Origin of the sequence: Micromonospora sp. WMMC264 (assembly GCF_027497275.1) — a bacterium.
Lineage (GTDB): Bacteria > Actinomycetota > Actinomycetes > Mycobacteriales > Micromonosporaceae > Micromonospora > Micromonospora chalcea.
Map to the genome: position 1 here is coordinate 6317613 of NZ_CP114907.1, position 14368 is coordinate 6331980.

Sequence of the window (14368 nt, forward strand, 5' to 3'; positions counted from 1 at the left end):
AAATCCTCGACATGACGTCGACGCTTCCCGCCGCCACCGGCATCGACACGACCCTCAGCCCGGCCCGCGCCCTGGTCTGCCGCGCCTGTTCGGCGCGCTACCCGCTGGCCGCCCAGCACGCCTGTTACGAGTGCTTCGGGCCGCTGGAGGTCGACTACGACACCGCCGCGCTCGCCACCGTCACCCGGGAGCAGATCGAGGCCGGTCCGGCGAACATCTGGCGGTACGCGGCGCTGCTGCCGGCCGGTCAGGACCCGGACACCCGGGTCACGCTCGACCCGGGGCTGACCCCGCTGGTCGCCGCCCCGAACCTCGCCGCCGAGCTGGGACTCACCGCGCCGCTGTGGGTCAAGGACGACAGCGCGAACCCCACCCACTCGTTCAAGGACCGGGTCGTCTCGGTGGCGCTGACCGCGGCCCGGCAGCTCGGCTTCACCCGCTACGCCTGCGCCTCCACCGGCAACCTCGCCAACTCCGTCGCCGCGCACGCGGCCCGGGCCGGCGTGCCGTCTGTCGTCTTCATCCCCGGCGACCTGGAGCAGGGCAAGGTCGTCACCACCGCTGTCTACGGCGGTGACCTGGTCGCCATCGACGGCTCGTACGACGACGTGAACCGGCTCTGCGGCGAACTGGTGGAGACCGACGAGTTCGAGGACACCGCGTTCGTCAACGTGAACGTGCGGCCCTACTACGCCGAGGGCTCCAAGACGCTCGGCTACGAGGTGGCCGAGCAGCTCGGCTGGCGGATCCCGGCCCAGGTGGTCATCCCGATGGCCAGCGGCGAGCTGCTCACCAAGATCGACAAGGCGTTCGCCGAGCTGGTCGAGATCGGCCTGGTCGAGGCGCCGGCCGGTGGCTGGAAGGTGTTCGGCGCGCAGTCGGCCGGCTGCAACCCGATCGCCACCGCGCTGCACGGCGACACCGACACGATCACGCCGGTCAAGCCGACCGGCATCGCCAAGTCGCTGAACATCGGCGACCCCGCCGCCGGGCTGTACGCGCTGGAGGCGGTGCGCCGTACCGGCGGCTGGATGGACTACGCCGACGACGACGAGATCCGCGCCGGCATCCGGCTGCTCGCCCGTACCACCGGGGTGTTCGCCGAGACGGCGGGCGGCGTGACGGTCGCGGTGTTGCGCAAGCTGGTCGAGTCGGGCCGGCTCGACCCGTCCGCCGAGACGGTCGTGTTCAACACCGGCGAGGGCCTGAAGACGCTCGACGCGGTGGCCGCCCAGGTGGGCCCCACCCACCGCATCAAGCCGTCCCTGCGCGCCGCCCGGGACGCCGGCCTGCTGTCCTGACCCGGAGCCCGGCGCCTCGGCCGGGTGGGGGAGGTGGGGCTCGCCCGGGTGGGGGATCGGGTGAGACCGGTGGGTAACCGGTGATGTGCGGTGAGTGCCAGAAAACCACCCTCAAGGACTTGACGGCAGGAACCGGACGGCGCAAGATGCTTCGTGCGGGAGGGCATCCGCCGGAGACTTTTCAAGTTCTTGCGACCCAACGCCGGAGGCGTTGTGCGGACGTCCCTCCCGACCAACGTCCGAAGAGGCCAGCGGAAAACCGCTGGCCTCTTCGCTGTGTCCGGCGCACCCTGGGTGACATGACGCTGACCGTGACGCCGCTTGATCCCGCCGACCGGCAGACGCTCGACGCGGCGTACCGGATCGCCTGCGCCGCCCAGGCCGTCGACGAGCCGGACCTCCCGCCGATCTGCCGCCGCCGCTTCGAGGCGCTGCTGTCGCACCCGATGCCCGGCATCGAGGGACGCTGGCTCGTCGCCCGCCTGGACGGGCTGCCGGTGGGCTGGCTCCGGTTGCACCTGCACACGATCGAGAACACCGAGAACGCGACAGTCGAACTGACCGTCGACCCGGCGTACCGGAGGCGCGGCATCGGCCGCGTGCTGCACGAGCACGGCGTGCGGCTGCTCCGCGAGCACGGCGGCAAACGCCTTGTCGGCTCGACCACCGCCGCGCTGCCCGGCGAGGAGGACCGGGTCTTCCCCGGCGCCGCGTTCGCCGCCGCCCTGGGCGCCAAGCCGGCGCTGGCCGACGTCCGCCGCCGCCTCGACGTGACCGGGCTCGACCGTGACCGGCTCGCCGCGCTGCTGGCCCAGGCCCGCACCGCGGCCACCGGATACCGGCCGGTGCGGTGGCGCGATCACACCCCCGAGGAGTACGTCGCGGACGTCGCCTACCTCCAGGGCCGGCTGCTGCTCGACGCGCCGATGGGTGAGCTGGACTGGAAGCCGGAGCGGATGGACGCGGCGCGGGTACGCGACGCGGAGCGGGCGCTCGATGCCCGGGGCGTACGCCGGTACAACACCGGCGTGGTGCACGAGGCGACCGGCCGCCTGGTCGGCTGGACCCAGCTCGGCCTGGACGCGAGCAGCACCGACCACGCCTGGCAGGAGATCACCCTCGTCGACCCCGGCCACCGCGGCCACCGGCTCGGCCTGCTCTGCAAGGCCGGGAACCTGGAGTACGCGCTGACACACGAACCGGCGTTGCGGGCCGTCGACACCTGGAACGCGGTCGCGAACCGGCACATGATCGCGATCAACGAGCAACTGGGCTTCCGCCCGGCCGCCGGTTCCGTCGACTGGCAGTTGACGATCTGAGTTGTGACACGCCCCTACTGATCTGGTGCCTTTCTGTTGCATGATGGCGGGCATGACGGAGACCCCGCACCCCCTGTACGACAGGCACCGCGAGACCCTCGACCGGGCGCTGACCGCGATCGCGGAGCGCGGGTACTGGTCGGCCTACCCCGAGTCACCCAGCCCCCGGGTGTACGGCGAGACCGCCGCCGCCGACGGCAAGGCCGCCTTCGAGGCGTACCTGGGTGGCGACTTCCCGCTCGACCAGGCCGGTGACGGCAGCACGGTCGCCACCGAGGTCAGCCCGTTCGGCGTGGCGCTGGACGTGCGCTACCCGCACGCGGGCGCCGACCAGCTCGTGTCCGCCGCGAGCGCCGCGCTGCCCGCCTGGCGCGACGCCGGCCCGCAGGCCCGGGTGGGCGTCTGCCTGGAGATCCTCGCCCGGCTGCACAAGAACGTCTTCGAGCTGGCGAACGCGGTGCAGTTCACCAGCGGCCAGGCGTTCGTGATGGCGTTCCAGGCCGGTGGCGCGCACGCGCTGGACCGGGCGCTGGAGGCGGTCGCGTACGCGTACGCCGAGATGACCCGCCACCCGGGGACCGCCGGCTGGGAGAAGGCCGCGGGCAAGGGCGACCCGCTCCGGATGACCAAGACGTTCCACGTGGTGCCGCGCGGGGTCGCGCTGGTCATCGGCTGCAACACGTTCCCCACCTGGAACTCGTACCCCGGTCTGTTCGCCTCGCTGGCCACCGGCAACCCGGTAGTGGTGAAGCCGCACCCGCGCGCGGTGCTGCCGCTGGCGATCACCGTGAAGTACGCCCGCGAGGTGCTCGCCGAGGCCGGGTTCGACCCGAACCTGGTGCAGCTCGCGCCCGAGGCGCCCGGCGAGAAGCTCGCCACGACGCTGGCCCTGGACCCGGCGGTGAAGATCGTCGACTTCACCGGCTCCACCGAGTACGGCGACTGGCTGGAGGCGAACGCCCGGCAGGCGGCCGTCTACACCGAGAAGGCCGGCCTGAACACGGTGGTGATCGACTCCACCGACGACTTCGCCGGGCTCTGCCGCAACCTCGGCTTCACGCTGACGCTGTACAGCGGCCAGATGTGCACCACCTCGCAGAACCTGCTGATCCCGCGCGACGGAATCGAGACCGACCAGGGGCACAAGAGCTTCGACGAGGTGGCCGCCGGGATCGCCGGCGCGGTCGCCAAGCTGACCGCCGACCCGGCCCGCGGCGTCGAGCTGACCGGCGCGATCGTCAACGACGGCGTGCTGGAGCGGCTGGACGAGGTCACCAAGGTCGGCGAGCCGGTGCTGGAGTCGCGCGTAGTCGAGCACCCGTCCTTCCCCGGCGCGGTGGTGCGTACGCCGACTGTGGTGAAGCTGGACGCCTCCGACACCGCCACCTACTCGCGGGAGTGGTTCGGGCCGATCTCGTTCGCCATCGCGACCGACTCGACCGAGCACAGCCTGCGCATCCTGCGCGAGACGGTGGGCGAGAAGGGCGCGCTGACCGCGGGCGTCTACTCCACCGACGAGGCCGTGCTGGACGAGGCCGAGAAGGCGGCCATCGACGCCGGGGTGCACCTGTCCTGCAACCTCACCGGCGGGGTGTTCGTCAACCAGTCGGCGGCGTTCTCCGACTTCCACGGCTCCGGCGCGAACGCGGCGGCCAACTCGGCGCTGACCGACGGCGCGTACGTGGCGAACCGGTTCCGCATCGTCCAGAGCCGCCGCCACTCCTGAAAGGAGGGGCCCCTTCTTAACGCCTCCGGTATAGGAGGGGCCCCCTCTTAACAACTGCGTCCGGTCGGCCTCACGCCGGGCGGCGCATCTGGAGTTCGTGCAGGCGGGGGATCCTGGGGTGCGGCACGCGTACGCCGGTGTCCACGAAGCCCAGCTTCTGGTAGGCCCGGTAGGCCCGGTCGTTGCCGACCACCACCTCCATCATCAGCTCGGGCCGTCCGCAGGCGCGCGACCAGGCGGCCACCTCGTCGACGAGCGCGGCGAGCAGACCGCTGCCCCGTCGGGCCGGCGTCACGTAGACCGCGTAGACGAGCGTCAGGCCCGGCTCGTCCGGCGCGGCGGTGCCACCGGCGTGGCCGACCAGCCGGCCGCCCGGGTCGGCCACGAACTGGGCGGTGTGGTCGCCCCGGGAGACGGCCGCGACCCGGGCCGCGAACTCCGCGTGCGGCCGGGCGGCGGCCTCGGCCACCGTCTCCAGGAAGGCCAGTGGGGAGTCGGCCAGCATCTCCAGCCGCAGCGCCCGCATCCGGGCGGCGTCGGTCGGCCGGACCCGGCGAACGGTGGTCGTGGTGGGCGCGCTGGTCATGCCGCATGCATACCGGACGGGCCGGCGCAGGCGCGTGACCGGGGCCGGGTACCGCCCGGAATATGCCCGATTTGTGGTCGTGCGCCGTCGTCACGCCTCGTGTAGCGTGCGATTTCGGTCACCGAATTCAGTGGTCGTCGCCGATCGCTGAACCGGTGTGCTACCGGTGCCGGTCCGCCGGTTTCCGGGTGTTGGAACGCCGCGCAGAGTGAGGAAGTGCACCGTGGCACAGGGCACCGTGAAGTGGTTCAACGCCGAAAAGGGCTACGGCTTCATCGCCGTCGACGGCGGGCAGGACGTCTTCGTCCACTTCTCCGCGATCGAGATGGACGGTTACAAGGCGCTGGACGACGGCCAGCGGGTCGAGTTCGAGATCGCGCAGGGGCAGAAGGGTCCGCAGGCCGAGCGGGTCCGCGTCATCGCCTGACCTCCGCCCGCCGGGCGGTTCCGCAGCCGGGTCCGCCGACCGGGGGGCTGCGCTGTGAGCGTGCACCATGGAAGATCATGAGCCGTTCCAGCCGTAGCCGCTGAGGAGGGCCCATGTCCGATCTGCCTCCGCCGGGTTCCACCGAACCGGTGTCGCCGACGCCGTCCGGCTCTCCGGCCGACCCGACCGCGCCTCCGCCTCCGGCCACCGATCCGGCGTCGTCGGGGAGCGCCGGCCCGTCCGTGCCCGCTCCCGGCCCGGCGCCCGCCGATCCCTGGGCCGACCAGACCGGCTACGGCCCGAGCATTCCGCAACAACCCGGGTACGACGCGCAGCCCGCCCACCCGAACCCGTCCGGCCCGGCCACTCCCGCCGACCCGGCCACCCCGCCCGGTGGGGGCGACCCGGCCGGCTGGACCGCGCCGGGTGCCGCCCCGCCCCCCAGCTACCCCACGCCGCCGGGCTACCCCACGATGCCGGGCTACCCGGCTGGTCCTCCCCAGGCGGGCTGGCCCGGGTACCCGGCTCATCCGATGCCGGGCGCCGCCTACCCGGTGGCCGCCGGACCCGGTGCGTACGCCGGCTGGTTCCCCGGCATCGACCCGCAGGACCCGCTCGTCAACCCGCCGCACGCGGGCATCGGCCCATGGTTCGCCCGTTGCTGGGGGGCGCTGCGGCGCGGTTGGCGGCAGCTCCTGCCGATCGTGCTGCTCACCCAGGTCCCCCCGGCGATGGTGATCGGCGTCCTCACGCTCGTCCTCAGCCCCGACGGGCAGATGGCGACCGCGCCGGACGGGTCGCCGGTGCTGCCGGAGAACTTCTGGGCGCAGACGCTCGGCTTCTACGGCGCGATCCTGTTCGCCGGGCTGATCTTCGGCGCGCTCCAGGCGATGGGCTGGGCGGCGGGCACCTGGGTGATCGCCCGGCAGGCGGCCGGTCAGCCGGCCGGGCTCGGCGCCGCCTTCCGGTACGGGCTGAGCCGAGCCCTCGGCCTCTGGGGCTGGACCATCGTGGTGTCGCTGCTGGTCACGCTCGGCGCCTGCTTCTGCCTGCTGCCCGGCCTCTACGCCGCGCTCGCGCTCGCCCTGTTCGGTCCGGTCTACCTGTTCGAGCGGCGGGATCCGGTCGGGCGGTCGTGGCGGATGTTCCACAGCCGGTTCGGCATGGTGCTGGGCCGGGTCGCGCTGGTGGTGGCGGCGTTGGTCGTGGCGACGCTGCTGGACGTCGTGCTGAGCGGGATCAGCGGGGCGCTCTTCGGGCTCGAGCCGATGGGCGCCGTGGGCACCGCGATCGGCGCGGTGACGCTCACCGTTCTCAGCGCCGTGGTGGCGGCTCCGACCTACCTGGCGCAGCAGGTGGGGCTGGTGGTCACGTACGCCGAGCAGCGGGCCCAGGAAGGCCCGGTGACCGCGGCTCAGCTGGCGGCGGAACTCGGCTGAGCGGGGCGGTCGTGCTTGCACTCGGCTAGGGAGAGTGCTAAACAAGTCATTGGCACTCGCATACGGTGAGTGCCAGAAGGTCGGGGCGGTAGGGCCACGGCCGCACCGGTGTCCCAGGTGGCGCCGGAGCGGTACGGGGCCGGTCGTCGCGGGCTGTCCGGCCCGACCGAGGAGACGTCGTCGTCGCCAGGTGGCGACGTCCCCAAGGTGCGTACACCAGACGGCCCATCCGGGCATCCCGGGTGGCCCGTGAGTGTCCAGGAGGACAACGCCGTATGGCCAAGATGATCGCGTTCGACGAAGAGGCGCGCCGCGGCCTCGAGCGGGGCATGAACCAGCTCGCCGACGCCGTGAAGGTGACGCTCGGCCCCAAGGGCCGCAACGTCGTGCTCGAGAAGAAGTGGGGTGCCCCCACCATCACCAACGATGGTGTGAGCATCGCCAAGGAGATCGAGCTCGAGGACCCGTACGAGAAGATCGGCGCCGAGCTGGTCAAGGAGGTCGCGAAGAAGACCGACGACGTCGCCGGTGACGGCACGACGACGGCGACCGTCCTGGCCCAGGCCCTGGTTCGTGAGGGTCTGCGCAACGTGGCCGCCGGCGCCAACCCGATGGCCCTGAAGCGGGGCATCGAGGCCGCCGTGGCCAACGTCTCGGAGGAGCTGCTCAAGCTCGCCAAGGACGTGGAGACCAAGGAGCAGATCGCCTCCACCGCCTCCATCTCCGCCGCCGACCCCAGCGTCGGCGAGATCATCGCCGAGGCGATGGACAAGGTGGGCAAGGAAGGTGTCATCACCGTCGAGGAGAGCAACACCTTCGGCCTGGAGCTCGAGCTCACCGAGGGCATGCGCTTCGACAAGGGCTACATCTCCGCCTACTTCATGACCGACCCGGAGCGTATGGAGGCCGTCTTCGACGACCCGTACATCCTGATCGTCAACAGCAAGATCTCGTCGGTGAAGGACCTGCTCCCGATCCTGGAGAAGGTCATGCAGTCGGGCAAGCCGCTGCTGATCATCGCCGAGGACCTGGAGGGCGAGGCCCTGGCCACCCTGGTGGTCAACAAGGTCCGTGGCACCTTCAAGTCGGTCGCCGTCAAGGCGCCGGGCTTCGGTGACCGCCGCAAGGCCATGCTGACCGACATCGCCATCCTCACCGGTGGCCAGGTCATCAGCGAGGAGGTCGGCCTCAAGCTGGACGCGACCGGCCTCGAGATGCTGGGCCGCGCCCGCAAGGTCGTGGTGACCAAGGACGAGACCACCATCGTCGACGGCGCCGGCGACGCCGAGCAGATCCAGGGCCGGGTGAACCAGATCCGGGCCGAGATCGACAAGAGCGACTCCGACTACGACCGGGAGAAGCTGCAGGAGCGTCTGGCCAAGCTGGCCGGCGGTGTTGCGGTGATCAAGGTCGGCGCGGCCACCGAGGTCGAGCTGAAGGAGCGCAAGCACCGCATCGAGGACGCCGTCCGCAACGCGAAGGCCGCCGTCGAGGAGGGCATCGTCCCGGGTGGTGGCGTCGCGCTGGTGCAGGCCGGCAAGACCGCCTTCGACAAGCTGGACCTGGCCGGCGACGAGGCGACCGGCGCGCAGATCGTCAAGATCGCGCTGGACGCCCCGCTGCGGCAGATCGCCGTTAACGCCGGCATGGAGGGTGGCGTCGTCGTCGAGCGGGTTCGCAACCTCGACCCGGGTCACGGCCTCAACGCCGCGACCGGCGAGTACGTGGACCTGCTGGCCGCGGGCATCATCGACCCGGCCAAGGTGACCCGTTCCGCGCTGCAGAACGCCGCGTCGATCGCCGCGCTGTTCCTCACCACCGAGGCCGTCGTGGCGGACAAGCCGGAGAAGACCCCGGCCGCTCCGGCGGGCCCGGGTGGCGGGGAGATGGACTTCTGAGTCCAGCTCCACCCAGTACGCCGAAAGGGGCGGGCCGCGTCAGCGGTCCGCCCCTTTCCGTGTGCGTGTCAGGTGGGCAGCGGGCGCTGGTTGCGTCGCTTGTGCGTCCGGTCGTACGGCGGCAGCCGCCGCGGCTCGTCCACCGGCTGCCGTTGCTCCTCCACCGGTGGCCGGTCCGCGCCGGTCAGCTCGGCGAGCTGCTCGGCGTCGCCGATGTCGAGCCGGTCGAACGGGAGCTGGCCGGGAAGCTCGTCGTACGGTTCCTCGGCCCGTTCGTCATTCGTGGTCATGCACCGCCTCCTCTGCCCCGACCGTAGAGCCCGGTCGATGACGAAGGAGGCCGAATGGCGCTATTAGCGTCTATGCCCCTTTGATGGCTTTCCGGTAGAGGAAGAACACCCGTTCGATCCGGGCCCCCGCCGCGTTCGAGTAGAACGGCACCGGCCCCACCCAGCCGATCTGCGCCGCGCCGATCCCGGCCGCCGCCTGGTCACGCAGGCAGCGGCGCAGCAGCACACCACCGATCCCGGAGCCCTCCGCCGCCGGCGCGGTGCCCATCGGCCCGAACCAGCTCGGCCGGGCCGACCCGTAGGCGGCGAAACCGAGGATCTCACCGTCCCGCTCGGCCAGGTGCACGCCCGCGTCCGGCCGCCCCACCGAACCGGCCAGCTCACCGTCCCAGGTGCCGCCGAACGTGGATCTGGCGAACGCGGCGAGCGCCGGCAGGTCGTTCGGGGTGGCCCGGCGTACCGTCACGCCCCGCCCGGCCAGCCGCCGCTCGGCGGCCTCGGTGGGACGCAGCGCCACCGACCCCTCGGACAGGTCGGCGGTCATGTTCCAGGCGGTCCGGTCCTGCCGGTAGCCGAGCCGCTGCGCGGCGCAGACCGCCGGGGTGTAGCGCACGTCGATGCCGGGCCAGGCGTAGTGCGGCGGGTTGCCGGCGAGCAGCACCTCGGCCGCGCCGAGCGCGCCGAGCCGGCTCTCCGCCTCGGCCAGCAGCGCCCCGCCGACGCCCTGGCGGCGCTCCGGCGGGGCGACCGCGATCAGGTCGACGTGGCCGAGCTGCGGATCGGCTGCCGACAGCGACCCGACGAGCACCCCGATCAACGCGCCGTCGCGTACCGCGCCGAGCCGCAGCACCGGGCGGTCGGCCCCGGCGCGTTCCGCCACGGTGACCACCACCGCGGACGCCTCGACCGCGTCCTCCGGCAGGTCGAGCGACACGCGGCACAACTCGACCACCTCGGGCAGCCGGTCCCGGCCCAGCTCGATGATCTCCACGTCCATGGACGCCGACAGTAGGGCATCGGCAGGCCAATGGACAGGGTTGTTAACCGGTGGCGGCCGCCCGGGCCGCGCGTACCGCCGCGTACGCGTCGACCAGCCCGGCGCCGGAGACGTCCCGCGGTCCGCCGCAGGCCTCGGCGGGCTGCGGGACCGGCTGCGCGGTGTCGCGCAGGATGGCCCGGGTCCGTTCCAAGTCCCCGACCAGCGCGGGGTTCGCCGACCACATCAGCGCCACCACGCCCGCCACCTGCGGCGTGGCCATCGAGGTGCCGTCCAGCGTCGCGTACCCGCCGCCGGGCATCGCGGAGAGCACAGCCGCGCCCGGGGCGACCAGGTCCGGCTTGGCCACGCCGTCCGGCGCGGGACCACGGCTGGAGAAGTCGGTGACGCGGCGCTGCCGGTCCACCGCCCCGACGGTCAGCACGTCCGGGTACGGCGCCGGCGGGTCCACGATCGAGCCGCAGGACGGGCCGGTGTTGCCGGCGGCGGCCACCACCAGGATGCCGGCCGCGGTCAGCGCCGCGGTCGCCGGGCGCAGCGCCCCCGGATCGCAGCCCTCCAGCGGCGGGCAGCCCCACGAGTTGGTGAGCACGTCCGGGGCGCGCGCCGGACGGCCGTCGGTCAGCGGGTTCCCGCCCGGCGGGAACGGGGCCAGCATGAACTGGAGACAGTCGAGGTAGCGGGCCGGGCTGCCCAGGTTGCGGTCCAGGTTGACGCAGCCGACCCAGCTCGCGCCGGGCGCCACGCCGATGCCGTCCCGGCCCACCGCGCTGCCCAGCGTGTGGGTGCCGTGGCCACCCCGGTCGGCCGGGGCGCGGCGGTCCTCCCACGGGTCGTACCAGGAGTCGTCGCCGCCCCGGAAGCCGCCGGCGAGCGCCGGGTGCCGGCCGTCCACTCCGGAGTCGGAGCTGCCCACCACCACGCCGGAGCCGGTGACGCCCAGCTCCGACCAGACCCGGTCCGCCCCGATCAGCGAGATGTTCCAGGCCGGTCCGGTCGGCGCCGGGGCGTCGCCGCGCGCCGTCGGGGCGAGCGCGGGCAGCGGACGCAGCCGCTGGCTGACCAGCACCCGGGCCACCTCGGGCCGGCCGGACAGCCAGGCCCGCACCGCCGGGCCGCCGTCCGTCTCGATCGCGTTGACCAGGTAGTACGGTGTCGGCTTCAGCCGCATGTCGGTCAGCGTGCGGCGCAGGTCGCCCTGGGTGCGGTCGGCGGTGGCGACCAGCCGCCGGTAGACCTCGGTCGCCCGGGCGTCCCGCCCGGCCCGTCCCGGCGTCCCGGCCGGCAACCCGGTCAGGTCGGCCTGCTCGCGCAGCACCACGAGCAGCCGCTCGCCGTGCAGACCCGGCTGGCCGGGGACCACGTACACCACGGCGACGGCGACGAGCAGCGCGGCGGCGGCGAGCGCGGCCGGACCGCGCCGGGGCGCGCGGGCGCGGGACCGGGCGAGCAGCACGCCGTACCCGAGGGCGAGCAGGACCGCGACGGCGAACGCGACGCCGGTGCCCACGGCGACCCAGAACGGCGTGTCCCGGGTGGTGGCGAGCAGGAGGGTGATCTCGTCCGGGTCGGTGAACGCCAGCGGCCCCAGCAACGCCAGCCCGATCAGCCAGCGCACCGGCGCCGGTCCGGCCGGGCGGCCCGAGTGCCGGGCCGCCGCCTCCAGCGCGGCCAGCACGAAACCGAGCGGCGGAAGCAGGAACAGCGCCGGCAGTTGTACGCCGGACTGCCCGGCGGCGGCCGCGAGCGGCGTCAACGCGACGCCCGCGACCAGGCCGCCGACCAGCGCCAACCGGGCCGGACCCGGCCCGAACGCGGCCCAGAACCGGGCGCCGAGCAGCGCCCCGGCGAGCGTGCCGAGCGCGGCGGCGGCCAACCCGGCGAGCACCGTCTCCAGCGCCCCGCCCAGCGCGCCCACCCACGCCCAGGGCAGCAGAGACGCCAGCCCGGCCGCGACCGCCAGCAGCGACACCGTCCCGAAGCGGCCCTCCGGGACCGCGTCCACGGCGACGGGCGGACGCACGCGGGCCAGCCGGGCGGCGACGAACGCGAGCACCGCGGCGGTCACCGCCAGCGCGGCCAGGTACGCCTCGTGGTGCACCGGCGGCACCGTCCGCAGCAGCGTCGTCGCGCCCAGCGCGACCACGGCGGCGGTCCAGGCGCGGCCGGTCGCCCGCAGCGCGGGGGAGCGGGGCGCCAGCGCCAGCGCCAGCGAGGGCGCCCCGGCCAGCAGCACGGTGACCACCGCCACCACCGGCCAGACCGCCACCGCACGGTCCAGGCCCATGACCAGCATGACCTGCTCGACGAGCCAGCCGCCGACCTGACCCGGAACGGTCACCAGCACGACCCAGAACCCGGTGAGCACGGCCGCGACGACCGGCCACGGCCCGGTCTCACGCGGTGGCGGCGGCGGTACGGGCGCGAACGGCGGGCCGGTCAGCATGGTCATCACGGTACGGCCGGGCCGTGTCGCCGCGCGCCCCGGACGGTTACCGTGGACGGGTGCGCGACCCCAACGTGTCCCGATCCGTGGCCGGCCAGCTCTCCGCCGAGCGCCGCGCCGACGACCTGCGCCGGCTCCGGGCCGAGCGGTTCGACGTCCTGGTCATCGGCGGCGGGGTGACCGGAGCGGGCGCCGCGCTCGACGCCGCGTCCCGCGGGCTGAAGGTCGCCCTGGTGGAGGCGCGCGACTACGCCGCCGGCACCTCCAGCCGGTCCAGCAAGCTGATCCACGGCGGCCTGCGCTACCTGGAGCAGCTGGAGTTCCACCTGGTCCACGAGGCGCTGACCGAACGCGGACTGCTCGCCACCCGGCTCGCCCCGCACCTGGTCCGCCCCGTGCCGATCCTGGTTCCGCTGCCCGCCGAGGGCGGCGCGCGGGACCTGCCCCGGCGGTTCTTCCGCCGCTCCTACTACGGGCTCGGCGTGGCCGCGTACGACGCGTTCGCCGGGGTCTTCGGCGGCGGGCGGGGGATGCCGCTGCACCGGCACCTGAGCCGCGAGGGCACCCGCCGGATCTTCCCGAGCCTGCGTCCGGACAAGCTGGCCGGCGCGATCCGCTACTACGACGGTCAGGTCGACGACGCCCGTCTCGTGGTGACGCTGGCGCGTACCGCGGCGAGCCTCGGCGCGACGGTGGTGACCAGCGCCCGCGCGGTCGGCCTGACCCGCCAGGCCCGCGAGGTCACCGGCGTGCGGGTACGCGATCTGGAGGCGCCGGCCGGCTCGCCGGACGCCGAGTTCGAGGTACGCGCGCGCACCGTGATCGCCGCCACCGGCGTGTGGAGCGACGACATGTCGCGGATGCTCAACGACGTCGGGCTCCGCCCGAAGCTGCGGGTCCGGGCCTCCAAGGGAGTGCACCTGGTGGTGCCCCGCTCGGCGATCGTCGGCGAGACCGGCCTGATCCTGCGTACCGCCACGAGCGTGCTCTTCGTGATCCCCTGGGGCGGGCACTGGATCATCGGCACCACCGACACGGACTGGCAACTCGACCGGTCCCACCCGGCCGCGACCGCCAGCGACATCGAATACCTGCTCTCCCAGGTCAACACGGTGCTGGACCGGCCGCTGACCACCGCCGACATCGAGGGCGTCTACGCCGGGCTGCGCCCGCTGCTGGCCGGCGAGGCGGACTCCACCTCGAAGCTGTCCCGCGAGCACGCCGTGGTGGAGCCGATGCTCGGCCTGCTGCTGGTGGCCGGCGGCAAGTACACCACCTACCGGGTGATGGCGTCGGACGTGGTCGACCGCGCGATGCACCGGCTCGGCCGGACCCGCCCCTCGCGTACCGCCGACCTGCCGCTGCTGGGCGCCGACGGGTACGCGGCCCTGTGGCGGGACCGGGCCGACCTGGCCCGCCGGCACGGAGTCGCGGTCGGCGTGGTCGAGCACCTGCTGGAGCGATACGGCAACCTCACGCTGGACCTGCTCGCCCTGGTCGACGCCGATCCGCTGCTCGGTTCGCCGCTGGCCGGCGCGCCGGAGTACCTCGCCGCCGAGGTGACGTACGCCGCCCGCGCCGAGGGCGCGCTGCACCTGGAGGACGTGCTCACCCGGCGTACCCGGATCTCGATCGAGACCAGCCACCGCGGTCTGGAGTCGGCGGAGCACGCCGCGGAGTTGATGGGCGCGGTGCTCGGCTGGGACGCGGCGACCCGGGACCGGGAGGTGGCCCACTACCGGGCGCGGGTGCTGGCCGAGCGGGAGTCGCAGCTCATGACGGACGACATCGCCGCCGACGCGGCCCGCCTCGGCGCGCCCGATGTGCGTGGTTTCGCAGCAGACCGAGGGACCGACGGCCCGGGCGTTGAACTTCCGGCCTCCCCCAGGTAGGGGATCCCCACCCCGGGCCGCTCGGCCGCTAGTGCGCGCTACCTACG

General features: G+C 73.6%; 11 protein-coding genes. 7 read left to right on the forward strand and 4 right to left on the reverse strand.

Features of this window, described 5'->3' with window-relative positions:
* Nucleotides 1–11 precede the first annotated feature (11 nt).
* The 3 genes from thrC (at nucleotide 12) to paaN (ending at nucleotide 4346) form a co-directional block, all read left to right on the forward strand.
* Nucleotides 12–1301, forward strand: coding sequence for a threonine synthase (thrC, locus tag O7542_RS28195; RefSeq protein WP_064446731.1), 1290 nt, complete (start codon nucleotides 12–14; stop codon nucleotides 1299–1301).
* A gap of 299 nt (nucleotides 1302–1600) precedes the next feature.
* Nucleotides 1601–2620 (forward strand): GNAT family N-acetyltransferase, encoded by a 1020-nt coding sequence (locus tag O7542_RS28200; RefSeq protein ID WP_281605433.1) that lies wholly within the window; start codon nucleotides 1601–1603, stop codon nucleotides 2618–2620.
* 52 nt (nucleotides 2621–2672) lie between these two features.
* Complete coding sequence (gene paaN / locus O7542_RS28205) at nucleotides 2673–4346, forward strand: phenylacetic acid degradation protein PaaN (RefSeq protein WP_197494891.1); 1674 nt, start codon at nucleotides 2673–2675, stop codon at nucleotides 4344–4346.
* 70 nt (nucleotides 4347–4416) lie between these two features.
* Here paaN and O7542_RS28210 read toward each other — a convergent pair whose 3' ends face one another.
* Complete coding sequence (locus tag O7542_RS28210) at nucleotides 4417–4932, reverse strand: GNAT family N-acetyltransferase (protein WP_043327984.1); 516 nt, start codon at nucleotides 4930–4932, stop codon at nucleotides 4417–4419.
* A gap of 223 nt (nucleotides 4933–5155) precedes the next feature.
* On the opposite strand from O7542_RS28210, the gene O7542_RS28215 reads away from it, so the two are divergent.
* The 3 genes from O7542_RS28215 to groL all read left to right on the forward strand — a co-directional run bounded on the left by O7542_RS28215 (nucleotide 5156) and on the right by groL (nucleotide 8696).
* Nucleotides 5156–5359, forward strand: coding sequence for a cold-shock protein (locus tag O7542_RS28215; RefSeq protein ID WP_013288855.1), 204 nt, complete (start codon nucleotides 5156–5158; stop codon nucleotides 5357–5359).
* Between the two features lie 113 nt (nucleotides 5360–5472).
* Complete coding sequence (locus tag O7542_RS28220) at nucleotides 5473–6798, forward strand: hypothetical protein (protein ID WP_281605434.1); 1326 nt, start codon at nucleotides 5473–5475, stop codon at nucleotides 6796–6798.
* 275 nt (nucleotides 6799–7073) lie between these two features.
* Nucleotides 7074–8696: a chaperonin GroEL gene (groL, locus tag O7542_RS28225; protein WP_018787968.1), complete on the forward strand. Its 1623-nt coding sequence runs from the start codon at nucleotides 7074–7076 to the stop codon at nucleotides 8694–8696.
* Between the two features lie 68 nt (nucleotides 8697–8764).
* On the opposite strand, the gene O7542_RS28230 is transcribed toward groL, so the two are convergent.
* The 3 genes from O7542_RS28230 to O7542_RS28240 form a co-directional block, all read right to left on the reverse strand.
* Nucleotides 8765–8986, reverse strand: coding sequence for a hypothetical protein (locus tag O7542_RS28230; RefSeq protein WP_104112573.1), 222 nt, complete (start codon nucleotides 8984–8986; stop codon nucleotides 8765–8767).
* A 70-nt stretch (nucleotides 8987–9056) separates the two neighbouring features.
* Entirely contained in the window at nucleotides 9057–9983 is a 927-nt protein-coding gene (locus O7542_RS28235) for a GNAT family N-acetyltransferase (RefSeq protein WP_281605435.1), read from the reverse strand.
* Nucleotides 9984–10026: 43 nt separating this feature from the next.
* Nucleotides 10027–12435, reverse strand: coding sequence for a S8 family serine peptidase (locus O7542_RS28240; RefSeq protein WP_281605436.1), 2409 nt, complete (start codon nucleotides 12433–12435; stop codon nucleotides 10027–10029).
* Nucleotides 12436–12503: 68 nt separating this feature from the next.
* On the opposite strand from O7542_RS28240, the gene O7542_RS28245 reads away from it, so the two are divergent.
* Nucleotides 12504–14321 (forward strand): glycerol-3-phosphate dehydrogenase/oxidase, encoded by a 1818-nt coding sequence (locus O7542_RS28245; RefSeq protein ID WP_043330892.1) that lies wholly within the window; start codon nucleotides 12504–12506, stop codon nucleotides 14319–14321.
* Nucleotides 14322–14368: the final 47 nt, after the last annotated feature.

What these genes read in the sequence shown, in the direction of transcription:
- groL (WP_018787968.1), top strand. Translation starts at nt 7,074, where the DNA reads ATGGCCAAGATGATCGCGTTCGACGAAGAGGCGCGCCGCGGCCTCGAG.
- O7542_RS28230 (WP_104112573.1), bottom strand. Translation starts at nt 8,986, where the DNA reads ATGACCACGAATGACGAACGGGCCGAGGAACCGTACGACGAGCTTCCC.
- O7542_RS28235 (WP_281605435.1), bottom strand. Translation starts at nt 9,983, where the DNA reads ATGGACGTGGAGATCATCGAGCTGGGCCGGGACCGGCTGCCCGAGGTG.
- O7542_RS28220 (WP_281605434.1), top strand. Translation starts at nt 5,473, where the DNA reads ATGTCCGATCTGCCTCCGCCGGGTTCCACCGAACCGGTGTCGCCGACG.
- O7542_RS28200 (WP_281605433.1), top strand. Translation starts at nt 1,601, where the DNA reads ATGACGCTGACCGTGACGCCGCTTGATCCCGCCGACCGGCAGACGCTC.
- thrC (WP_064446731.1), top strand. Translation starts at nt 12, where the DNA reads ATGACGTCGACGCTTCCCGCCGCCACCGGCATCGACACGACCCTCAGC.
- paaN (WP_197494891.1), top strand. Translation starts at nt 2,673, where the DNA reads ATGACGGAGACCCCGCACCCCCTGTACGACAGGCACCGCGAGACCCTC.
- O7542_RS28240 (WP_281605436.1), bottom strand. Translation starts at nt 12,435, where the DNA reads ATGACCATGCTGACCGGCCCGCCGTTCGCGCCCGTACCGCCGCCGCCA.
- O7542_RS28210 (WP_043327984.1), bottom strand. Translation starts at nt 4,932, where the DNA reads ATGACCAGCGCGCCCACCACGACCACCGTTCGCCGGGTCCGGCCGACC.